Here is a 19,760-nt window from a genome sequence, read left to right as displayed (position 1 = left end):
GGACTGTCACCTGCAAAAGCCGGCCCTCTGACCTGCCGGGCGGCTGAAGCCGCCCCTACGCACGCTAGCAGCGCAGGAGGCCGGCGTTCGCCTTGGCGCTGAGCACGCGCCTGACCGATGCCTCGATCGACTGCCTGAAGGCCGGATCGGCCTGCATCTGCTGCATGACGGCGCCGGCCATTGGCTCGATGTCCGCCGGCTGGATCGTCAGCACCATGTCGCCGCCGGCCGCAAAGAACTTCCGGGCGCGCTCGGCGGGCGCGTAGCCGGCGACCGCCACGGCCGCGCCCATATCGTCGGAGACGATCACGCCGCCGAATTGGAGCTTGCCGCGCAACAGGTCGCTGATGATTTTTCCGGAGAAGACGGCGGGCACACCAGGATCGATCCGCGTGTAGCTCGCCAGCGCGACCATCACGAACTCGGCGCCGGCCTGGATGCCAGCCTGATACGGAGAGAGATACTGGTCGCTCTCACTGGTCACGCTGTCCGTGATGCCCTGCGCGGTGAAGTCCGTGTTGCCGGTGACCCGGCCGAGGCCGGGAAAGTGCTTGATCGTCACGGCCTCGCGGGCGGCGTGCATGCCCTTGATGAAGGCGACTCCCTTCGCCGCCGCCACGTCCGGCGTGTAACCATACTCGCGGTCCAGCGCCCCAATCGGCGCGTTGGCTGCCACGTTCGCCCGATCGACCGTGTCCAGCACCGGCGCGAGGTTGAGGTTCACGCCGGCCTCGCCGAGCTGTTGCCCCCACTTCGTCGCGGCCGCTTGCAGCGCGTCGCCTGTCATCTGGCCCTGCTGCAGCGCGGAGGGGATCGGGTCGAAGCCGGCGCCGTAGAAGGCCCGCAGGCTGCCCGGCTGCCCGCCTTCTTGATTGCCGGAGATGAAGAGCTTGACGCCGCCGGTGGCGTCCGACGTGGCGAGCCCTTGCAGCCAGTCCGTCGTCTGCTGCACCATCGCCATGCCGTTCCAGCCGTTGCCGAAGAGCACCACGTTGCCGGCATGTGCATTGGTGATCGCCGCGGCCGTCGCGGCCGAGCGCGGCTCGCCGCTGTTCAGGCCGACCATGAACAACTGCCCGACGCGCTGTGCGGGGGTGAGGCCGTTGAAGACCGTGTCCACGCAGCTAGCCGCCGCGCCGGGCGAACGCACCGGAAAGCCGCTGGGCGTGAGGCCGTCTGACGAAGAGGCCGTACTGCCGGCCGGCGCGCGGCCGAAGCCCGTCGTGCTGGTGCGCTGGGCCGTCGGTCCGGCCGTCGAGAATGGCGCCGTGGCAGCGCCGCGGGTGGCGGGAGCGCCGGCGGCCGTGGCCGGCACCGTTTCGGTGGTCCGCGTGGCGGCCACCGTCTGCGTGACGATCGTCACCGGGCTTGCCGGCGCCTGCTTCGCGCCGCCGCAGGCCAGGCCGAGCAGCAGCGCTGCCGCCAGCGCCGTCCCCTGCGCGAGCCGCGCTCGTGCTTTGCTGCACACGCACACCGGGCAACCGTCTCCCTCCGCCCGCCGCTGCTGGCAGGCGGGCCGCGTCGCAGAGTATCGTACCGTTGTGTACGGCAGCGGCAAACTGACGCCGCCGCTCAGCCGGCACAAGAGGCGGCGATGACCCAACAACACGAAGGCGGCGCGACCACCACGGGCGAACGTGAGCCCGGCATCTTCGAGGTGATCTACTCGGCGCGGGCGATGCGCCGGCTGAGGGCCGATCAGGTGCCGGAGGAGCTGCTGCTGCGCCTGATCGAGGCGGCGATCCAGGCGCCCACGCCGTCCAACATCCAGGGCTGGCGCTGGCTGATTGTGCGCGACGCCGAGCAGAAGGAGCGCCTCGCCGCGCTCAACCGTGAGGCCGTGCTCACATATCTCGAGCGCGGTTCGCGCCTGATTTCGCCGCAGTCGCCGGCGGAGGCCGAGCAGGCCGAGCGCAACCGCCGTGCCCTGCAGTGGCAGGCGGACCATCTGCAGGAGGCGCCGGCGCTGATCGTCGCCTGCACCGACGCCGACCCGGCGATGACGCCGAACTCGCGCCGCGCCGCCGGGGCGATCGTGATCTGGCCGGCGATCCAGAACCTGTTGCTCGCCGCCCGCGCCCTCGGTCTCGGCGCCACGCCCACCACGCTCGCGCTCAGCGACCGCGACGCCTTCCGCGCCGTCCTCGATCTGCCGGACGAGATCGAGGCGCACTGCCTGATTCCGGTCGGCTACCCGCTGGGCCGCTTCGGCCCGGTCTCGCGCCCGCCCGTGTTCGAGCTGCTGCGCTGGGACCGCTGGAGCTGAGCGGCGCCGAACCGGCTCGGCGGCCGGCGTGCGGTGTGCGGACGAGACGGGGCCAGCGCCGCTCTCCCCGGCGGCGGCGCTGGCCCCCTGCCCTGGCGATATGTGGGGTTGCTACGCTCGGGCAATGCCCTGGGCGGCGATCCCCTGGGCGGCGATCCCCTGGGCGGCGATCCCCTGCACGGCGATGCCTGGAGCCGCAATGCCCTGCGCGGCGATGCCATGCGGCCCGCCGCCGACAAAGACCTGCCGCACAAACACGCCGAACTGCTGCCCGCCGACCGTGACGTTGCCGGCGTTGATGTAGCCGGATACCTCGGCCTGATCACTGTCGGCCGGCACGAGCTGAATATCGAAGGTCAGCTGGAACGTTGTCGCTTCTGGCACGGGAGTCTCGTTCCTCCTAAACGCCTGACTGCCGCGTGCTGGCGCACGCATCTGAAGGTGCGAAGGGCCGACTGGCCGGAGGGCCAAACGGCACCCTGGGTTCGGACCGGCCTCCCGCCTGCCGGGGGTGAGCGGGGGCCGGAGGGCCGGCACGTGAGCTGCATGGCTCGACCGCCTACCGTGCAACTGGATCAGAGGGACCGATGGGAGATACCGGGTTGCCCATGCCGACCGCGGCCGGCGTACTTCCTGAAGTCGCGACGAGCGCGAGCGGATCGCCGGCGCCGGCGGGCACGATCGGCACCACACCGCTCTGCGCCAGCGTGGCGAGCAGTTCGGGCGTCGCCTCAAGTGGCACGCCGCCGCGTCGGGCCGCGTTGACGCCGCGCAGGCTTGCGGCTTGCTCCGCGCTGATCGGGCGGGCGGCGATGCGCCGCTCCTCGCGCACCAGCAGATAAGGCTGCTCGGCCGCGTCCGGCTCGGACAGGCGGCGCGGGCCGTGGATCGTCTCCGGCGCGTAGGCAAGGTTCACGACGGTGAAGGGCGCGGCAGGCAGCGACCAGATGCGGCCTTCGGCCCGTACGGGCAGCGGTGGCAAAGACGCGCCGAACGAGAGGCCGAGTTGCGCCCGCTCCAGCGCCAGGGCGCTGCGCGTCTCGCAGGAGGGCGAGAGGCGCGGCAGCTCGCGCATAAAGGTCTCCCACTCCACCTGGTAGCGGTAGAGCGGGTCGATCTTCGTGAGGTCGCCGATCTGGCTGGCCAGGTGGTCGATCAAGCCCCAGAGGGTGCCGCCGTCCACCAGTACGTATTGCACCAGCGTCTGTGGGAAGCGCAGGAAGAGCGCATAGGCGAGGTGGGCGCGGGTGATGAAGCCGTGGTAGGTCTCCGGTGCGTGGAAGGTGTTGTGAAAGGGGAACAGCTCCGGCCGCTCCCTCGCGAAGGGGTTGTCGTAGAGCAGCGGTGGCGCATCGAGCATGATGCGCGGCTTCAGCTCATTGTAGGCCCGCGGCCGGTCAGCCAGCGCCAGGTCGGTGCCGGTGCCGTTGTAGATCGTGAGCGTGTTGAGCCGCACGCCGCAGCCCAGCGCCCGCGCGAACAACGCCGTGGTCAGCGTCGCTTCCGCCTCGGCGGAGCTGTTGCCGGGCACGTCCAGCATGAAGGCACAGGTCACGCCGACGCCGCGTTCCAGCGCCGGCGCCAGCCGCGCCTCGAGCTGTTGCCAGCCCTTGAAGAAGTGCTTGGCGAACGCCTGTTGCGCGGTGGCCGAGACGGCGTCGACACCGACGAAGATATCCTGGCAGCCCGATTTGGCGAGCAGATCGAGGATCTCCGGCGTGAGCTGCGGCAGCGTGCCGTAGCCGTTCCAGGTGAGGCCGAGGCGCGCTTCGGCGATGGCGTGCAGCAGGCCCTTCGCGCTCTGCGGCGCGTTGAGGAAGTTGTCCTGCACGAAGAAGAGGTGCCGGGCGCCGAGCGCGTGCTGCTGCGCAAGCTCGCCCACGATGCGGTCGATCGTCTTCGCCTGCTCGCCCTGGCCCCAGAGCGTGGGACTGTAGCAGAACGAGCAGCGGAAGATGCAGCCGCGGCCGTGCTCGTAATCGAGCAGGCGCTGCGGGTTGGCCGTAAAGTAGGCGTTGAGATCGACGAGATGGTAGGCAGGCGCTGGGAGCGACGCCAGCGACTCGCGTGTCTTGAAAGCGCGCTGCAGCGTGACGCCGCCGGCCGTGCGCTGTGCCACGTTGATCAGCGGCGCCGCGCTCAAGCCGCGCAGGCGGCGCACCAGCGCCGCAGTCGCCTCCTCACCCTCGCCGGCCACGACATAATCGACCCAGGGGTAGTGCTCGAGCGCCTCCCGCGCGATCGCGCCGAAGTGCGGTCCGCCGAGCAGCGTGACGACGCCGGGATCTTCGGCCTTCAGCCGCCGCGCCAGCTCCAGACCCACGTGCGACTCCAGCGCCATCGAGGTGAAGCCGACCAGGTCCGGCCGTGTGTCGCGGATGGCGCGGACGGCCCGCTCGTAGAACCCGTCTGCCAGCCAGGCGGGGTTGCGCATCCCGCGCAGGTTCATGTCGACCAGCGCGACATCGACGCCGTCCTCCTCCAGCGCCGCCGCGATTGTGAGCAGGCCCAGCGGCGGAGCCAGCTCCTGCCGGTCGTGCAGCCCGTTCGGCGGCTGCACCAGCGTGACGCGCATCGCTCCCTCCTTGACGACGATGGACGATGAATGGCTGCGTGATGGCGGACTCTGCCCGGTCTCTGCGGCGAAAGTGCGTTCAGCAGCCGCTCCGATCGGCGGCCCGAAACAGGTGCCGGGTTGCCTGATGGAGGTAACCCGGCGTCGATCTGCGGCAGCGCGCCGCATCTGTCTCTATCAGGATATGCTGACAGTCAAGCGAGTTCAGGCGTGGCGCCGCATGGGCGCGCGGCGCATGCACCGCTTCGATAGCGCAAAATCCGTGCGGGCACACAAGTTTCGCGCGGTGGAGGACGCGGCAACGGACCCGCCGCGGCGGCGCCAGCAGAATCGCTACCCATGGGCGCTCAGCCGGCGGCGGCGATGCGCGGTCCCAGGGCGCCGATCAGCGCGTGCAGCCGCTCGTGTGTGCCGGCGCCGAGGCGCTCGGTTTCGATGCGTTCGAACTGCTCCACCAGCTCCGCGTCGGCGGCGGAGTCGAGCTGCCGCTCGAGCAGCGGGAAGAGCTCGTCCGTCTCGCGTGCGATGTGGGCGCGGAGAAAGGCGCCGTACTCTCGCGCCGCGACCCGCAGCCGTTCCGCTGCCCCCGCATTGCCGGGCGCCCAGGCGGCCGCGGCCTCGATCAACTCGGCGGCCAGCCGGCGACCGGATGCATGGTCGGCTTCGAGCTGGGCGACGATCGCCGCGCCCGCCTTGCCCAGGCGCGGGAAGATGGCGTCTTCTTCCTTGGCGTGGTGGCAGCGGTCGACAAACACCGTGAAGAACTCGCCGAGATCGGCGAAGACCGAAGGCGGCACCGGGACGCCGTCCATCGCCCTGGCCACGGCACGGTCGAGTTGATCGAGCACGGCAAGCACTGCCTCGTGCTCCTCGCGCAGGGTTTCGATAGTGCGCATCATCTCTTCCTCTGCGAACAGCGAATTCGGCGGGCGCCGTCGCGTTTCTTCGCGTTGGCTCCATTGTCGTGGGCGCCACCGCGTCGCGCTGCGAGGCAACGACCGGGACTTATGCGGGGTGAAGCCCCGCAAGCCAGGAGGACTCTACCCGGCAGACAGCACGACTGCGCTGGTGGGAGCTAAACGTATCTCAGTACGATTGGCATGGCGGGACTGAGGCCGCGGGGGCGGGAGATGGACAGCCCGTTGAGCTATGTCTACGTCGACGAGCGCTGCAACGCCTGCGGATCGACCTATCCGCTCAGCCTGCATGAGCTTTACTTGAAGCAGTGCTCAATGCAGTAAGCAAACCGGAAACCCGGAGAGGAGCACCCGATGGCCGAGCACGTTCCTGAAGACATCCGCGAGCACGGGCCGCTGCAGTCCGAGCTGCGGCTGGTGCAGATCGCCGACGAGGTGCAATCGCTGAAACAGGAAGCTGCCTGGCAGCGCGGCGATCGCGCGGCGCGCACGCTGGTCAAAGAAGGAAAGTTGCGGGTCGTGCTCACGGCCATGCGGGCGCGCACCAGCCTGCAGGAGCACCGCACCGAAGGGGCAACGACGATCCAGTGCATCGACGGACGGCTGCGTGTGCTGGCGCTGGAACGCTCGATCGAGCTGCTGCCGGGCGCGTTGATCGCACTGGACGCCGGCCTGCCGCACCGTATTGAGGCGACGGCGGAGTGCGCGTTTCTGCTCACGATCGCGCGGTGAGGGCGGCGGCCGACATCGCCCTCACTGCGCCGGCTGCAGCAGCTCGGCCAGCGAACGGATGATGCGATCGGGCCGCACGGTTGCCCCCGCGGGCAGCCCTTCCCCGGCACGATCGAGCCAGATGCCGCGCAGTCCCAGCCGCTGCGGCACCGCCACCTCCCACTCCAGGTTGTCGCCGACCATCCAGGCCGTGGCCGGCGCGGCGTCGAGCGCCCGCAGCGCGGCGCGGTAGACCCGCTCATCCGGCTTGCCCCAGGGGTTTTCGCCCTCGATCAGCACGACCTCGAAGTGCCGCGCCAGGTCGAAGCGCTCGATCTTCGCCCGTTGCGGCGGCCCGGCGCCGTTGGTGAGCAACGCCAGGCGCACGCCGCATGTGCGCAGCGCCGCCAACGCCTCGATCGCGCCGGGCAGCGGGCAGATCGCCGCCTCACGCCGAGTATGCACGATCCGGGCCAGCTCGCCGGCGAGCGCATCGCAGTCGACGCCGCCGGCGTCCAGCGAGGCGATCGCCTGCCGCAGGATCAGCCGCCGCGAGGCGAGCAGATCGAGCCGGCCTTCGCGGTGCCGCGCCGCGTCTGACCAGTACCAGCGCCGGGCGCGCTCGACCGCCTCGCGCAGCGCCGCGGCGTCCAGGCCGGGCTGCCGCGCGCACGCTTCCGTGCAGGCAGCGGCCCACGCCGCCTCCGTGCCGCCGCTGTCGTCGAGGATCGTGTCGTCCAGGTCGAGCAACATCGCGGCGGGCAGAGCGCCGGTTGTGGGCGGGTGCATGCCTGATCGATACCCGATCGGCCGCGGAGGTGCAAAGCACCAGGTGCACCGCCCATATACTGAGAGCGAACAGCGCGGAGCAAACACCATGACCGACGACGAACTGATCGCCAAATGGATCGAGCCGAACCCGCATAAACCATGGGCGGAGGAGGCGGTCGTGCGCGATACCCTGATCCCGGTATGGTCGCTCGTCGGCTACCGCGATGCCTATGAGGGCGATTTGCAACGGGTCGCCTTAGGCTTCCGCCTGCCTATTGAGGCTGTGGAGGCAGCGATGGCGTACTACGCGGCGCACAAGTGCATTATTGATAACCGCATCGCCGCAAACGCGGTTTAGCCAGGCGTGTTCAATTTCCTTATCGACCACAACATTAATCAGGATCTGGCCGATCTTCTCAGAGCAAAAGGACACTCGGTCGAGACGGCGCTCGGACGGGGCCTGGCGCGCGTTGGCGACGAGGCGCTCCTGCTGCACGCGGCCACCCACGGAGAGATCCTGGTCACGCACAATATCAAGGACTTCGAGCTGCTGCACGACGCCTGGCGGCGCTGGACGGCCGCGTGGGGTCTGGACCAGCCCACGCCGGCATCCTGATCCTGCCTCAGCCTCGGCCTGCGGACGCTTCAGCCATGCTGCTGGAAGCGTTCCTCGGTCTCGGCCTGCCGCTGACGAACGAGCTGTACCGCTGGCGCATGGCGGCGGGCTGGCAGCGGCGGCCGTAGCGCCGCGCGGCTCAGCCCGGCTTCTGCGCCACGATGATGAAGCGGCTCTCGGTCAGCACCAGGCCGTCTTCGGTGAGACAGGCCCGCTCCAGCGCCAGCAGCGGGTCGAGATCGCGGTTGAGCGCGAAGTCCGGGATCTCCCACGGCATCACCGAGAGCAGATAGACCAGCTCGCTCAGCGAAGGATAGGCGACGCGGTACTCGTGCTCACGGTCGAGCACGATCGCCAGGCCGGCCGCCACGAAACCGGCGGCGTACTCGTGGTGCAGACCGTCGAAGCGCTGTTTGCGCGGGAAGAAGCGCTGCAGCTCCCGCCAGTTCCGCCCGCCCACCTGCTGGGTGACGATGTGCCCGCCGCTGTGCAGCACCCGCGCGATTTCAGCGCAATCCAGATATTCGTGCCGGTTGAGCACCAGGTCGAAGGCGCCGTCGCGGAACGGCAGGCGCAGGCTGTGCGCGGCCAGCACGGAGACGCCGAGCGGCGCCAGCCGTCGGGCGGCGACCGGCGCGTTGGGCGGCCACTCCTCCGTGGCGAGCACACACGCGGGCAAGTCGGGCCGCAGCGAGGAAAGCACTTCGCCGCCGCCGGTGCCCATGTCCAGCGCGGCGTGCCCGCCGGCGGCATACTGCCGAACCAGCGCCTCGTAGCTCCACGGCGGACCGGGGTCCAGCAGACGAGCGCGCACGGCGCTCAGATCCCAGCCGGAGAAGGCGCCGGCGCGCGCGGCCGATCGCTCCAGCCGCTGGCGGGCCGCTTCATGCCGCTCGTGCATCCGCGTATGCCCTACCCGCCGGCGGCCGGCCGCACTTCGCCCAGCGCCTGCCGGTACAGATCCAGGATCGCGGCTTCGAAGCAGACGAAGCGCACCTCCGCGACGGCAGGGGCCGAGGCCAGCGCCTCGCGCGTGGCAGCCACGGCGATCGGCGCGGCCCGCGCGGCAGGGAAGCCGTAGATGCCCGTGCTGATCGCCGGGAAGGCGAGACTGCGCAGACCGTGCTGCTGTGCGAGGGCGATAGAGGCGCGGTAGCAGCTCGCCAGCGTGGCGTCTTCGTCGAAGCGCCCGCCTTCCCAGATCGGCCCGACCGTGTGGATGACGTGCGGCGCGGGCAGCCGGTAGCCGCCGGTGAGCACCGCCTCACCCGGGTCGCAGCGGCCGATTCCACGGCACTCTTCCCAGAGGCCGGGGCCGGCGGCACGGTGGATCGCGCCGCAGACGCCGCCGCCCGGCAGCAACGCCTCGTTCGCCGCGTTGACGATGGCATCGACGCGCTCGCGCGTGATATCGCCCTGCACCGCCGTCAGCGTTGCCGTCATCGCCGCCTCTCCACGCTGCTGCCCTCTTTGTCCATGGTACGCGCGTACGCGCGTATGCGTCGATGCGTCATGCTCGGGCGGAGGGAGCGTGATCGTGATGCTGGCCCGTCGTGTTCACAACTGCCCGGCGCTCAGCGGGCGACGTAACCGCCGTCCACCACCATCGCCGCGCCGGTGACGAAGGTGGACTCGTCCGAGGCGAGGAACAGCGCCATGCGGGCGATGTCTTCCGCCTCGCCCACGCGCGGCATCGGCTGCATGCGCTTCAACCGCTCCAGCGACTCGGCCGTGCCGCCGGTGATCCGCTCCACCATCGCCGTGTTGATCACGCCGGGGCAGATGCAGTTGACACGCACGTTGTAGCGGGCGTATTCGAGCGCCGCCGTGCGCGTGAGGTTGACGACGCCGGCCTTCGAGGCGCTGTAGGCCGCGGCGCCGTGCCAGCCGACCAACCCCGCCACCGAGGCGGTGCTGATGATGCTGCCCGCGTTCTGCTGCGCCATCACCGGCAGCGCGTATTTCATCCCCAGAAAGACGCCGGTCAGGTTCACCGCCAGCACGCGCTGCCACTCTTCGAGGCTCTGCTCGGCGAGGCGCGCGGACGGCCCTTCGATGCCCGCGTTGTTGAAGAGAATGTCGAGCCGGCCGTGCGCCGCAAGGACGCGCCCGATCAGCGCCTGCACCGCGCGCTCCTCGCTGACGTCCGTCTGCTGAACGATCGCGTCGCCGCCGCCGGCAGAGCGGATGCCGGCCGCGGTCTCTTCGCCGGCTGCGACGTTGACGTCGGCGAGCACCAGCTTCGCCCCTTCCGCGGCGAACAGCCGCGCCGTCGCCCGGCCCATGCCCGAGCCGGCGCCGGTGATGATCGCCGTTTTGCCGTCCAGTCTGCCCATGCGCGGTACTCCTGCCTGCTGCTGGCGGCAGCGTAGCACGGGAGGGAAGAGGGAACAGGGAATAGAGGGCGTTGGGCGGAGAGCGTACGGGTAACGCGACGGGTGACAGCCCTCGCCGCCCCCTGTACCTTGTATCCTGTATCCTGTTCCCTTATTCCCTAACCGGGGGTTGGTTATGGCGTTGGGAGGCTCGTCCGGGGCGCCGCCGCTGCCGCCGGGCGCCGGGGCGGTACAGACGACGGCATCGGGATTGCAGTACCACGAGATCGCCGAAGGCAGCGGCGCTGAGCCGCAGCAGTACCAGAAGGTGAGCGTGCACTACACGGGCTGGCTGGAGGATGGCAAGAAGTTCGACAGCTCGCACGACCGGCGCGAGCCGTTCTCGTTCACACTCGGCGTGAGGCAGGTGATCGCCGGCTGGGACGAGGGCGTGGCGACGATGCGCGTGGGCGGCAAGCGCCGCCTGCTGATTCCACCCGAGCTTGGCTACGGCGTCCGCGGCGCCGGCGGGGTGATTCCGCCGAACGCGCGCCTGATCTTCGACGTGGAGCTGCTCGGCGCGAAGTAGCCGCACGGGCTACGCGGCGAGCGGCAGACGCAGGGTGCGCAGGAACGCCAGCGCAAAGGCGGCGAATGCCGCCAGGGCGATCAGGCCGCCCGAGAGCAGGCCGCCGGCGCCGGCGGCCTGGCCGAACAGCAGTTGCATGCTGCTCATGCCCAGCAGCCCCGTTGCGGCCAGGCCGAACAGTGCCGCGCCGATCGTCGCGCTGAAGCTGTCGGACAGCAGTCCGCTGCGGCGCCGCATGGCCGTCCGCTGAAGCAGCCACCAGCCGCCCAGCGTCAGCAGGCCCAGCACGCCAGCGGCAAGCCGGTACCGCACGACTTCATCGAAGTGGTGCGCCGTGGCGGCCGCCTCGCAGCTCCCAGCCCGTGGATAGTATTCGAGGAAGTCGGCGCAGCGGGCGGGGACGTAGGTGACGCCGTTGCTGTCGCCGGCGACGAAGCTCTTGCCGAAGGCCGCGCCGAAGGCGCCGGCCACGAGGCCGCTGGCGCCGATCGCGCTCATGCCGATGCCGAAGAGGAGACCGAGCGCCAGGGCCAGCTCGGCGCCCAGCCGCGGCAGCGAGGCATCGCCCGCCTCGGCAGCGAAGCGGCGGGCGACGGTGCGTGGCGAGCCGAAGCGGTCGATCGCGCGCTGCTCGGCCTCGCGCCAGGACCGGCCCTCACCGCCGAGTTGCCGTGCCGTTTCGCGCAGATGATCTTCGGCTTCGAGCAGGATGCGGCGGGTGCGGCGGCCGTCCCCGCGCAGCTCCGACGCCAGGCGGTCGAGATACGCGTCGATCGGGCCCAGCTCGGGCGTCATGCCGTCCCTCCCAGCACCGCCTCCACGCCGCGGGCGAAGGCGCCCCAGGTCTGGCGGCGTTCCTGCAGCGCCTCCGCGCCCAGCGCCGTGATCGCGTAGACGCGGCGGCTGCGGTTCGCCCCCGGCGCCCAGCCGCTGCTCAGCAGCCCGGCGCGCTCCAGCCGGTGCAGCGCCGGGTAGACGGTGCCCTCGGGTAGGTCGAAGGCGCCCGCGCTGTGCTCACGCAAGGCGGCGATGATCGCGTAACCGTGCGCCGGGCGCTCGGATACGATCGTCAGCAGCAGCAAATCGAGGTGGCCCTTGAGCAGTTCGGCCCTCATACTTTGCAATGCTAGGTATAAACACCGGCCACGTCAACCAGCGCGCGAAGCAGCTGGGGCGCCTGCAGCGCTGCTGGTGGTAGGCTGCCCGGCGCCGTGCTGCGCCTGCCGATGGTCTGCGGCCCCGGCGACGATCAGCACCGCCTGCACCTCTTCCCCAGGCGAATGGACGACGGCCGGCGGGTGATTCCGCTGCCGGAGCGCGTGGCGCGCTGGCGCTGGTCGCGGGGGTACGTCGAGAACGCGGCGGATGCTGTCGTGCTCGCGCTCCGCGACGAACGCGCCGCCGGCCGCACCTTCACTATGGCCGAGCCGCAGGCACTGAGCATGGCCGAATGGGTACGCGCGATCGGCGTGCCTGCCGGCTGGGATGGAGAAGTCGCCGTTGTGCCGGATGGCACGGCGCTCTACGGCGGCACCCTTGCCGGCCTCGACTTTCGGCACGAGTGGATCGTCGATTCGGGCCGCCTTCGCCGCGAGCTGGGCTGCACCGAGGCGCTCCCACGCCCGGAGTCGCTGTGCCGGACCGTTGCCTGGGAGCGAGCGCACCCACCGGCCGCCCCACACGAAGCGCTCTTCGAGTACGCCGCCGAGGATGCCGCGCTTCGCGCAGCCGGGTGGCGCCCGTAGCGCCCGTGTATGCCGCAGCCGGTGCGCCGCAGCTTCTCCAAGCTGCGCAGCGTGCGCGGCGGGTCTATGCGGCTGCCGGGAACGGTCACCGATCTTGCCGGCCTCTGTCTTGACATATGTATAGACTACCTGAAAACTGAGATCAGAAACTCGCAGGCAGGTGAAAGCCGTGGCGATCTCTGCGCGAGCGACAATCCATCTTAGCGCGGTGCGGCAGTCGCTCGGAATCTCGCGCGAAGCGATGGCGCGTCTGCTCGACGTCAGCGCCAAGTCGATCGAGCGTTGGGAGGAGCGCGACGCGCTGCCGGCCAGTGTGCTGCTGCGTCAGCGCCTGGCGGAGGTGCAGGAGATCGCCACGCTGGCGCACATGGTCTTCGAAGCCGACGCGATCCGCGGCTTCTTTGCGACGCCGCTGCCGGCCCTGGCGGGCCACACTCCGTTGCAGGCCATCGCCAATGGAGACGGAAGCCGCGTGCTCAGTATGCTTGCCGCCGCTTACGAGGGAGCGGCGGTGTAGGTGGCGCTTGACGATCAGCTGCATCGCTGGCACGGCGCCGCCTACCGCCATATCCCCCACGGCTCCGGCTTCGATGTCCTGGACTTCCGTTTCGCCGGCCGCAGCGCAGACAACCGCTGGAACGCCGCCGGCGAACCGACGCTGTCCCTGGCCGGTGACCTCGCCACGGCGATCGCCGAGTTCGCCCGTCACTTCCAGGTGTTGCAGTCACCGCAGCTTGGTCCCTTCGCCGTGGAACGGCAGGTTTACCGCCTCGAACTGCGCCTCGAACTGCTCGATCTGCGTGAGCCGGCCGTGCTGGAAGCGCTCTCGCTGGCCGGAGCGCCGCAGCGCTTCCTCGACCGTGCTGTGGCGCGAGCGACGGCGCGGTTCGTTCGCCGTACGACGGCCGCGCAGGCGATCATTGTGCCGTCAATGGTCTTCCTCGATCAGCCCGATCGCTGGATTCTGGTCGTATTTCTCGAGTGCTTGCCCGCCGATCCGCGGCGCTTCATCAGTTCAGCCGTAGCAGACACGGCCTTCCGGCTCACAGCGGCTGACCTTGAACCGCCGCGGTGACACGAATAGCCCGCCGGCCAGCCTCAGCCGACGCGCCGCAGCTTGGAGAAGCTGCGCAGCTCGCGCGGCGGATCCATGTGACTGCCGCGGATCGTGTAGCTGACCTCGCCCACGTAGATGTCGCCGTGCGAGTCGACGGCGATACCGTGCGGCGCGATGAACTGCCCCGGCGCCTCGCCTTCGTGCGCATCGCCGAGACGGCCGAGCAACTCACCCTTGGGGCTGAGGATGCTGACGCGGTGGCCGAGGCCGGGCGCATCGTCCGGACCGCTCATGCCGTTCAGCTCGCCGATGTAGATGTTGCCGTCCGGGCCGATCGTCATGCCGTCCGGGCGGTGGATGTTGTTCCACATCGTGAGGAAGGCGCCGTTGGCGTCGAAGATCTGCACGCGGTGCGCCTCGCGGTCGGCGATCAGGACGCGGTCGTCGTCGTCGACGGCGATGTTGTGCGGCCAGATGAACTGGCCGGCGTCGATGCCGGTGCCGCCCCAGGTGCTGACGTACTCGCCGGACTCCGTGTATTTGTGCACGTGCGAGTTGCCGTAGCCGTCGCTGATGAAGATGTGGCCGGTCTTGCGCGACTGCGCCGCGTGCGTGGGCCGGTTGAAGGGCTTGCCGCTCCACTTCGGCGCCGGCTCGCCGCGCCTGCCGATCGTGAGCAACAGCTCGTCTTTCGGTGAAAACTTCGTGATCACATGCGTGCCGTCGTCGGCGCAGTAGACCGTGTCGTCGGGCGCGATCCAGAGGCCGTGCGTGCGCTCGCTGAACAGCCCCTGGCCAAAGCTGCGCAGGAAACGGCCGCCCCGATCGAAGACCAGCACCGGATACGCTGCATTGCGCGTCATCACATACACGTGGTCCTGGGAGTTGACGGCCACCGCAGGGCATTCGCGTGGCGTCATCCCCGCCGGCATCTGCTCCCAGGCCGGCAGCGCCTCGTAGCTGAAGTTGCCGCTGCCCACGATCACACCCGCGCTCGTCATTGTCGCCCTCCCGCGCTGTTCTGCCGTTGCTCCGCGCGGCCATTATGCCAGCGCCGCTCGATCGTTGCACCGCCGTTCCACCACGATGCAGCAGACGACGTGGGCGCGAGGGATGGATGCGCTATCTGCTGGACGAGCACCTCTCTGCCGCGAGCGCGAGGATCTGCCGCCTGCGCTTTCAACTCGATGCCGTCTGCGTCGAGGAACTGGGGCGCAAGGGCCGCACGGACGAGGAACAGCTCGACTACGCCGCGGCAGAGGGGCGGGTGATCGTCACGCGCGATCGGGAGGACTTCACCGAGTTGACCTTCGCCTTCGCGGAGGACGCTCGCCCTCACGCCGGGGTGCTGCTCGTCCCAGAATCCATAGGCCAAGGCGATCACTTTGGCATCGCCGCATCGATCGCGCGTTACGAGCGGGAGCATCCGGACGGCATGCCGGCGTACATGGTCGATTACGTCCGCGGCGGGCGCGGCTGACCGGGCAATCGCGGGAAATGTGCTCGCACCCATTCGGGCGTGATCGCGTCCTGACGGGCGAGGTGGGCGTCGATCTCGTCGGGGAAGGCCGCGTAGTAGTCGAGCGCCGCTTGCCGCTGCGCGGGCGTGAGCCAATCGTAGCCCAGGGCCACCCGCTCGGCGAGCGAGAGGCCTGGCTCGGTGATCGTGCGGGCGCCGTCGATGATCTCCCAGACGCCGATGCCCGTGCCCGCGACCTTGGCGCAGCGGCCCGACGGCTCGGTGGCGAAGTACACTCCGGGCACGCGCCGCATTTTCTCCGCTTCGCTTACCGTCTCGGTCGCCATTGCCGCAAGCTCCCTGGGTAGCCGCATCGCCCCCACATTCAGTATAGGCGCGGCAAGGCGTTGGCCAGCGCACCCATCCGGCTGCGGCGCTCAGACGTCGGAGAGAGCATAGGCGACAGCTTGTTCCAGCGACATGGCGCGGCCCTCAGCCCAGGCAGCGTCGAAGGCAGCATTCCCTATGCCCTCTCGGATCGCCTTGGTCGCTTCGCTATAGCTCTGAATGCCGGAGCGGGGCGGCACCGGGATGCCGGTCGCTTCCCACCGTCCGACCGCTGCACCCAACAGGCGCGCCGCGGGCCCGGTGCGCCCGCAAGGCGGGCCGCACGGCCACGCCGTCATGCTGTTCGAAAATCTCGGTGAGCAGCGCATCGTGGCGGGCCATGGCCCGGCGCATGGCGACGGGGTGCTCCTCCCACGGCCGGGAGGAACCCTCCACGTCCGTGAAGAGAAACGTGATCGTGCCCGTGGGCAGGGGCCGGGCCGTCCACGCGCTGGCGCCGAACGATTCGGCCCATTCTAGCAAGGGCACGATCGCCGCGCTCACGCCGAGATCAACGTGGGCGCTGCGTGCATTGGCGAACGGGTCCGGGCCGGTCCGAGGCGGCGGTCATGCCCAGATCTCGGCCAGGTTCAGAGTGAAGCCGGGGATGACGTCTTCGCCGGAGAGGACGCCGCTCTCGGCGACGCGCATGACCGGCCGGTTCGGCGCGTAGATGAAGGCCACCCGAGCCTCCGGGTCGATCACCCAGACAAGGCGCACGCCTGAGCGCAGGTAGTCTTCGACCTTCTCGGCCATCTCGGTGAAACGGTTGCTGGGCGAGAGCACCTCGACCGCTAGGTCCGGCGCACCGGGCCAGATGCCTCGCTCCGGCGCCTCGCGCTCGATCCGCTCTGCCCGAACAAAAGCGCAATCGGGAATGCGCACGGTATCCGGATCGTGCTCCAGGACGAAGCCGCCGTCGGCTCCGAAGCAAAATCCCAGCTTGTGTAGCTTAACGAAGGAGCCGATCTCAATTGCAGCGTTCATTGCCACGACCGAGGATCGCCAGTTGGGTGGGGGCATCGGCACCAGCTTTCCGCACACGAGCTCGTATTCGTGCTCGCCGTCATCCGGCAGCGCCAGCAGATCGTCGACGGTCAGGAGCCGTTGAGCCGGGGCGTTCGCCATCGCACACCTGCGCTTTCGCTCTCAGTGTACGGCAGGCTCGTTCTCGTCGGACGAACCCTGCTCAGGCGAACACGGCGTCCACCAGCGTGATGCGGACGGCCTCCGGCGTGAGGTTCAGCGGCAGGCCGCCGGCGCGGCGATCTTCCTCCAGCAGTTCCGGCGGCTTAGGCGCGTCGTATTCGATCGTCGCCGGCTCGGCGGAGAGCAGTTGCCCGCGCAGGGCGGCGGCGTTGCCGGCCACGAAGACGGCGTGCAGGTTCTCGGCGGAGAGATGGCGGCGCACGGCGGTGTTCACCTGCGCGGCCGAGAGGGCGTGAAGCTGTCCGCGCATCCAGCCCGTGAACGCGGGCAGGCCGTGCCAGCGCTGGTCCAGCGCGTAGCCGAGTTGCTGGCTCTGCGTGCGCGTCATCAGGAAGACGTTCTTCATCAGGTAGTCGCGCGTGGCGGCGAACTCGTCTTCGGAGAGGCCGTTCTCGATCAGGCGGCGCAGCTCGTACAGCGCCAGCTTGAACGCGAAGACGGCGTGCTGTGGCTCGACCGGCCGGATCCAGATCTCGAAGAGCTGGGCGCGGCGGGCGACGTTCGGCTCGGGGAAGAGCCGGTACATGCCGCCGGGAAAGGCCTCGACGTAGGCGTAGTCGCCGTAGTTGAGGCCGCGGGCCTCGCGCAGCCGCTGGTAGAGCCGGCCGAGCGAGGCGCGGTGCTCGCCCAGCCAGGCGCGCGCCAGCCACAGCGCGGCGAAGTCGGGGTGCGCCCGCGTGACCGCGATCGGGTGGCCGAAGGAGATCGCGGTGGCGCGCGTGTCCTTGTCGATGATCTCGACCTGGAGGCCCCGGGGCCTCACCCCCCGGCCCCCTCTCCAGATGACTGGAGAGGGGGAGGCCGAGGTAGAGGATTGGATTGTGCCAGACGGCAATGTTTTCAGGTCGGCGCGGAGGCGGGTGATGAACGGGTCTGGGGCGTCGCCGGCGAGGGCGGCGGTGAGCTTGGCCCGCGTGTAGTGCGCGGCGATGAAGGCGCGCGCGTCCTCGATCGTGATCGCGTCGATGCCGGAGACGCTGCCCAGCGCGGGGTGGGCGTACGGCGTGCCGGCGAAGCAGTTGCCCTGCAGCCGTTCTTTGCCCAGCTCCTCGTCGTTGCTGCCGCGCAGGTCCTGGACGAGGGCGTTGCGCTGCGTCTCCTTGACCCGGGCGAAGTCGCTTTCGCGCAGGCCGGGACGCAGCAGTTGCGGCAGGGCGATCTCAAGAAAGCGCTCGGCCGCGTCGCGGTGCACGACGCCGCTGAACACCGTCTGCTCTTTGTCCACCTGCGCCTCGAAGCTGGCCGCCAGCGGGAAGAGGGCGCGCGTGATCTCCTCGTAGCGCAGCTCGCGGCTGCCGCCCTCGGCGATCAGCGCGGCGGCAAGCTCCGCCAGCCCCTCCCTGCCCGGCGGATCGTCCACCGAGCCGGCGGCGAACAGCAGCTTCAGCCGCAGCACCGGCAGCGGCGAGGGCTGCTGAAGCCAGGCGTCGCCTGCCCCTGCATCGCTGGGGATCGGCTGTGCGTTGAACGCCTCCGATGATTGCGCCGCGCTCTGGCCCGCAGGGGAGGGCTCATCTGCGACCTCCCGGAAACCTTCGGTCAGCCCTTCCCGCGTCGGCAAGGGAGACGCGGCCTGCCGCGGCGGAGTTAGCTCTCCGGCGAAGGAGTCCAGCGGCGGCGCCGCGGCCAGCGCCTCCGGCAGCGGCTCATGCGAGAGCGTGGTCTGCACGAGGCGGGCGTCGCGGAAGTAGCGCCGCGCGGCGGCGAGCAGGTCGTCGGGCGTGAGCGCGTCGTAGACGCGGAAGAGGTTATTGAGCGTGTCGTAGCTGCGGCGGAAGCGCACGAAGCGCGCCAGCGTGCCGGCGATCGCCTCCGAGTTGTCGAGCGAGCGGGCGAAGGCGTAGCGGTTGTGCGACTTCGCCTCCTGCAGCCGCGCGGCGGCGACGGGCTCGCGGCGCACGGCGGCGATGGTGTGCAGGATCGCGTCGCGCACCCAGTCCGCGTCTTCCGGCCGTTTCAGCCTTGCCAGCACGCCGGCCAGCTCCGGGTCCTGCGTGCTGGGCAGATTGGGCAGCAGGCGATCGACGATCTGCTCCTCTTCGACCAGCCGGTGGTACAGCTCCGAGGTTTCGCCGAAGTGCAGGTCGAGCAGCGTGTCCAGCGCCGCCCAGTCCGGCTCGCTTTCGGAGAAGGCGGGGCCGTGGAAGGCGACGGTGACCCAGGGCAGCGTCGGCGACGGCCAGGGCACGTGCGCCGCGATCGGGCCGCTCGGCGCCGGCTCCCGTGGAATCGCGGGCGGCGGCGTGTCCTGCGCGGGGCCGTGCCAGGCGCCCCAGTGCCGCTCCACCAGCGCCAGCGTCTCGCGCGGATCCACGTCGCCGGCGACGATCACGCTGGTGTACTCGGGCCGGTACCAGCGGGCGAAGAACGCGCGCGAGTAAGTGAACTGCTCGGGCATCGCCTCGATGTCCTGGAGGAAGCCCATCGTCGTGTGCCGGTAGGTGTGGACGCGGAAGGCGTGCTCGCGCTGGACCTCAAACAGCTTGGTCAGCGGGTTGGAGGCGCTCTTGTTGTACTCACCTAAGATCGCGCGGGCCTCGGTACGAAACGCCGGCTCTGCGTAGTCGAGGTGCATGAAGCGGTCGGCTTCGATCTCCAGCATCGTGGCGAGGTCTTCGCGGGCGCAGGTGACGTGGTAGTTGGTGTAGTCGTCGGTGGTGTAGGCGTTCTGGCGGGCGCCGGCGCGCGTGATCAGCGCTTCATAGGCTTCGGGCGAGAAGCGCGGCGTGCCGCGAAACATCATGTGCTCGAAGAAGTGCGCGAAGCCGGACTTGCCCGGCTCGACCTCGTTGCGCGAGCCGGCCTGCACGGGAATCTGCAGCGAGACCAGGTTGGGGAAGCCGGTGGGCACGACGATCACGCGCAGGCCGTTGGCGAGCGTGGCCTCGGTCGCCGCGAAGGGCAGAATCTCGCCGCTCATGGGCGGGCCGCCGCTGAGACGGGATCGTGCGTACGGATCATCATTTCCCCTCGCTGCCGTGCCGGCTGGGCCTGATTATCCCGTGCGGCGGCAGCGCAAGGCCAGACACTGGCATTCCTGTCTCCGGCGCCGGCCGCGGGCTACTTCTTGCGGCCGGCAAACGGCGTCTGGGCCGGTATCGCGGCGCGCGGGGGTGGGCTACACTAGCATCTGGTTTTGCCTG

At 69.9% G+C, this 19,760-nt stretch carries 22 protein-coding genes and 1 pseudogene; 9 read left to right on the top strand and 14 right to left on the bottom strand.

Translation table 11 applies throughout. From position 1 onward, the window contains the following. Positions 1–64: 64 nt before the first annotated feature. The gene (locus VKV26_17955; protein HLZ71790.1) at positions 65–1,468 is read right to left on the bottom strand and encodes a glycoside hydrolase family 3 N-terminal domain-containing protein; all 1,404 of its coding nucleotides are present in this window, start codon (positions 1,466–1,468) and stop codon (positions 65–67) included. Positions 1,469–1,594: 126 nt separating this feature from the next. Between VKV26_17955 and VKV26_17950 the strand changes: the two genes are divergently transcribed. After that, positions 1,595–2,266, top strand: a complete 672-nt coding sequence (locus VKV26_17950) for a nitroreductase family protein (protein ID HLZ71789.1) — start codon at positions 1,595–1,597, stop codon at positions 2,264–2,266. 111 nt (positions 2,267–2,377) lie between these two features. On the opposite strand, the gene VKV26_17945 is transcribed toward VKV26_17950, so the two are convergent. The 3 genes from VKV26_17945 to VKV26_17935 all read right to left on the bottom strand — a co-directional run bounded on the left by VKV26_17945 (position 2,378) and on the right by VKV26_17935 (position 5,737). Further along, positions 2,378–2,650, bottom strand: coding sequence for a hypothetical protein (locus VKV26_17945; protein HLZ71788.1), 273 nt, complete (start codon positions 2,648–2,650; stop codon positions 2,378–2,380). Positions 2,651–2,825: 175 nt separating this feature from the next. Next, the gene (locus VKV26_17940) at positions 2,826–4,841 is read right to left on the bottom strand and encodes a radical SAM protein (GenBank protein ID HLZ71787.1); all 2,016 of its coding nucleotides are present in this window, start codon (positions 4,839–4,841) and stop codon (positions 2,826–2,828) included. A gap of 347 nt (positions 4,842–5,188) precedes the next feature. Next, positions 5,189–5,737 carry a hemerythrin domain-containing protein gene (locus VKV26_17935; GenBank protein HLZ71786.1) on the bottom strand — a complete coding sequence of 183 codons (549 nt, stop codon included), beginning with the start codon at positions 5,735–5,737 and terminating at the stop codon, positions 5,189–5,191. A 375-nt stretch (positions 5,738–6,112) separates the two neighbouring features. On the opposite strand from VKV26_17935, the gene VKV26_17930 reads away from it, so the two are divergent. Further along, positions 6,113–6,490, top strand: coding sequence for a hypothetical protein (locus tag VKV26_17930; protein HLZ71785.1), 378 nt, complete (start codon positions 6,113–6,115; stop codon positions 6,488–6,490). A 21-nt stretch (positions 6,491–6,511) separates the two neighbouring features. On the opposite strand, the gene VKV26_17925 is transcribed toward VKV26_17930, so the two are convergent. Next, positions 6,512–7,258, bottom strand: coding sequence for an HAD family hydrolase (locus VKV26_17925; protein ID HLZ71784.1), 747 nt, complete (start codon positions 7,256–7,258; stop codon positions 6,512–6,514). Positions 7,259–7,346: 88 nt separating this feature from the next. Between VKV26_17925 and VKV26_17920 the strand changes: the two genes are divergently transcribed. Further along, complete coding sequence (locus tag VKV26_17920; protein HLZ71783.1) at positions 7,347–7,598, top strand: hypothetical protein; 252 nt, start codon at positions 7,347–7,349, stop codon at positions 7,596–7,598. Positions 7,599–7,604: 6 nt separating this feature from the next. After that, a complete protein-coding gene (locus VKV26_17915) occupies positions 7,605–7,856 on the top strand; it encodes a DUF5615 family PIN-like protein (protein HLZ71782.1) in 252 nt (83 codons plus the stop codon). Positions 7,857–7,995: 139 nt separating this feature from the next. Here the strand turns inward: VKV26_17915 and VKV26_17910 are convergent, their stop codons facing one another. The 3 genes from VKV26_17910 to VKV26_17900 all read right to left on the bottom strand — a co-directional run bounded on the left by VKV26_17910 (position 7,996) and on the right by VKV26_17900 (position 10,192). Further along, positions 7,996–8,757, bottom strand: coding sequence for a methyltransferase domain-containing protein (locus tag VKV26_17910; GenBank protein ID HLZ71781.1), 762 nt, complete (start codon positions 8,755–8,757; stop codon positions 7,996–7,998). 11 nt (positions 8,758–8,768) lie between these two features. Continuing rightward, positions 8,769–9,299 (bottom strand): O-acetyl-ADP-ribose deacetylase, encoded by a 531-nt coding sequence (locus tag VKV26_17905; GenBank protein HLZ71780.1) that lies wholly within the window; start codon positions 9,297–9,299, stop codon positions 8,769–8,771. Positions 9,300–9,430: 131 nt separating this feature from the next. Then, the gene (locus tag VKV26_17900; GenBank protein HLZ71779.1) at positions 9,431–10,192 is read right to left on the bottom strand and encodes an SDR family NAD(P)-dependent oxidoreductase; all 762 of its coding nucleotides are present in this window, start codon (positions 10,190–10,192) and stop codon (positions 9,431–9,433) included. A gap of 235 nt (positions 10,193–10,427) precedes the next feature. On the opposite strand from VKV26_17900, the pseudogene VKV26_17895 reads away from it, so the two are divergent. After that, a pseudogene (locus tag VKV26_17895) lies at positions 10,428–10,760 on the top strand (FKBP-type peptidyl-prolyl cis-trans isomerase). A 9-nt stretch (positions 10,761–10,769) separates the two neighbouring features. Here the strand turns inward: VKV26_17895 and VKV26_17890 are convergent. Together VKV26_17890 and VKV26_17885 are read right to left on the bottom strand one after the other, a co-directional pair. Beyond that, on the bottom strand, positions 10,770–11,555 hold the full coding sequence (locus VKV26_17890; protein HLZ71778.1) for a hypothetical protein: 786 nt from the start codon (positions 11,553–11,555) through the stop codon (positions 10,770–10,772). Further along, positions 11,552–11,875 carry a PadR family transcriptional regulator gene (locus VKV26_17885; GenBank protein ID HLZ71777.1) on the bottom strand — a complete coding sequence of 108 codons (324 nt, stop codon included), beginning with the start codon at positions 11,873–11,875 and terminating at the stop codon, positions 11,552–11,554. Before VKV26_17885 ends, VKV26_17890 begins: the two co-directional genes overlap by 4 nt. Positions 11,876–11,971: 96 nt before the next feature. Between VKV26_17885 and VKV26_17880 the strand changes: the two genes are divergently transcribed. The 3 genes from VKV26_17880 to VKV26_17870 all read left to right on the top strand — a co-directional run bounded on the left by VKV26_17880 (position 11,972) and on the right by VKV26_17870 (position 13,580). Beyond that, positions 11,972–12,505 (top strand): hypothetical protein, encoded by a 534-nt coding sequence (locus VKV26_17880; protein ID HLZ71776.1) that lies wholly within the window; start codon positions 11,972–11,974, stop codon positions 12,503–12,505. A gap of 169 nt (positions 12,506–12,674) precedes the next feature. Next, positions 12,675–13,022 carry a helix-turn-helix transcriptional regulator gene (locus VKV26_17875; protein HLZ71775.1) on the top strand — a complete coding sequence of 116 codons (348 nt, stop codon included), beginning with the start codon at positions 12,675–12,677 and terminating at the stop codon, positions 13,020–13,022. Next, positions 13,023–13,580, top strand: a complete 558-nt coding sequence (locus VKV26_17870; protein ID HLZ71774.1) for an RES domain-containing protein — start codon at positions 13,023–13,025, stop codon at positions 13,578–13,580. 23 nt (positions 13,581–13,603) lie between these two features. Here the strand turns inward: VKV26_17870 and VKV26_17865 are convergent, their stop codons facing one another. Further along, the gene (locus VKV26_17865) at positions 13,604–14,563 is read right to left on the bottom strand and encodes a peptidyl-alpha-hydroxyglycine alpha-amidating lyase family protein (protein ID HLZ71773.1); all 960 of its coding nucleotides are present in this window, start codon (positions 14,561–14,563) and stop codon (positions 13,604–13,606) included. A gap of 116 nt (positions 14,564–14,679) precedes the next feature. Here VKV26_17865 and VKV26_17860 point away from each other — a divergent pair, with 116 nt between their 5' ends. Further along, on the top strand, positions 14,680–15,042 hold the full coding sequence (locus VKV26_17860; protein HLZ71772.1) for a DUF5615 family PIN-like protein: 363 nt from the start codon (positions 14,680–14,682) through the stop codon (positions 15,040–15,042). On the opposite strand, the gene VKV26_17855 is transcribed toward VKV26_17860, so the two are convergent. From VKV26_17855 to VKV26_17845, 3 genes are all read right to left on the bottom strand, one after another. Continuing rightward, positions 15,018–15,368 carry a hypothetical protein gene (locus VKV26_17855; protein HLZ71771.1) on the bottom strand — a complete coding sequence of 117 codons (351 nt, stop codon included), beginning with the start codon at positions 15,366–15,368 and terminating at the stop codon, positions 15,018–15,020. The genes VKV26_17860 and VKV26_17855 overlap by 25 nt on opposite strands. Positions 15,369–15,975: 607 nt before the next feature. Then, positions 15,976–16,536: a Uma2 family endonuclease gene (locus tag VKV26_17850; GenBank protein ID HLZ71770.1), complete on the bottom strand. Its 561-nt coding sequence runs from the start codon at positions 16,534–16,536 to the stop codon at positions 15,976–15,978. 61 nt (positions 16,537–16,597) lie between these two features. Further along, positions 16,598–19,537, bottom strand: coding sequence for an insulinase family protein (locus VKV26_17845; protein ID HLZ71769.1), 2,940 nt, complete (start codon positions 19,535–19,537; stop codon positions 16,598–16,600). Positions 19,538–19,760 lie beyond the last annotated feature (223 nt).

Source organism: Dehalococcoidia bacterium (genome assembly GCA_035310145.1).
Lineage (GTDB): Bacteria > Chloroflexota > Dehalococcoidia > CAUJGQ01 > CAUJGQ01 > CALFMN01.
The sequence above is the reverse complement of the archived record's forward strand: the minus strand, read 5'-3'. Positions and strand labels throughout refer to the sequence as shown.

Excerpts from the sequence above, each read along its gene's own strand:
- VKV26_17950 (HLZ71789.1), top strand. The coding sequence starts at position 1,595 with ATGACCCAACAACACGAAGGCGGCGCGACCACCACGGGCGAACGTGAG.
- VKV26_17940 (HLZ71787.1), bottom strand. The coding sequence starts at position 4,841 with ATGCGCGTCACGCTGGTGCAGCCGCCGAACGGGCTGCACGACCGGCAG.
- VKV26_17935 (HLZ71786.1), bottom strand. The coding sequence starts at position 5,737 with ATGCGCACTATCGAAACCCTGCGCGAGGAGCACGAGGCAGTGCTTGCC.
- VKV26_17930 (HLZ71785.1), top strand. The coding sequence starts at position 6,113 with ATGGCCGAGCACGTTCCTGAAGACATCCGCGAGCACGGGCCGCTGCAG.
- VKV26_17925 (HLZ71784.1), bottom strand. The coding sequence starts at position 7,258 with ATGCACCCGCCCACAACCGGCGCTCTGCCCGCCGCGATGTTGCTCGAC.
- VKV26_17920 (HLZ71783.1), top strand. The coding sequence starts at position 7,347 with ATGACCGACGACGAACTGATCGCCAAATGGATCGAGCCGAACCCGCAT.
- VKV26_17910 (HLZ71781.1), bottom strand. The coding sequence starts at position 8,757 with ATGCACGAGCGGCATGAAGCGGCCCGCCAGCGGCTGGAGCGATCGGCC.
- VKV26_17905 (HLZ71780.1), bottom strand. The coding sequence starts at position 9,299 with ATGACGGCAACGCTGACGGCGGTGCAGGGCGATATCACGCGCGAGCGC.
- VKV26_17900 (HLZ71779.1), bottom strand. The coding sequence starts at position 10,192 with ATGGGCAGACTGGACGGCAAAACGGCGATCATCACCGGCGCCGGCTCG.
- VKV26_17890 (HLZ71778.1), bottom strand. The coding sequence starts at position 11,555 with ATGACGCCCGAGCTGGGCCCGATCGACGCGTATCTCGACCGCCTGGCG.
- VKV26_17885 (HLZ71777.1), bottom strand. The coding sequence starts at position 11,875 with ATGAGGGCCGAACTGCTCAAGGGCCACCTCGATTTGCTGCTGCTGACG.
- VKV26_17865 (HLZ71773.1), bottom strand. The coding sequence starts at position 14,563 with ATGACGAGCGCGGGTGTGATCGTGGGCAGCGGCAACTTCAGCTACGAG.
- VKV26_17860 (HLZ71772.1), top strand. The coding sequence starts at position 14,680 with ATGCGCTATCTGCTGGACGAGCACCTCTCTGCCGCGAGCGCGAGGATC.
- VKV26_17855 (HLZ71771.1), bottom strand. The coding sequence starts at position 15,368 with ATGGCGACCGAGACGGTAAGCGAAGCGGAGAAAATGCGGCGCGTGCCC.
- VKV26_17850 (HLZ71770.1), bottom strand. The coding sequence starts at position 16,536 with ATGGCGAACGCCCCGGCTCAACGGCTCCTGACCGTCGACGATCTGCTG.
- VKV26_17845 (HLZ71769.1), bottom strand. The coding sequence starts at position 19,537 with ATGAGCGGCGAGATTCTGCCCTTCGCGGCGACCGAGGCCACGCTCGCC.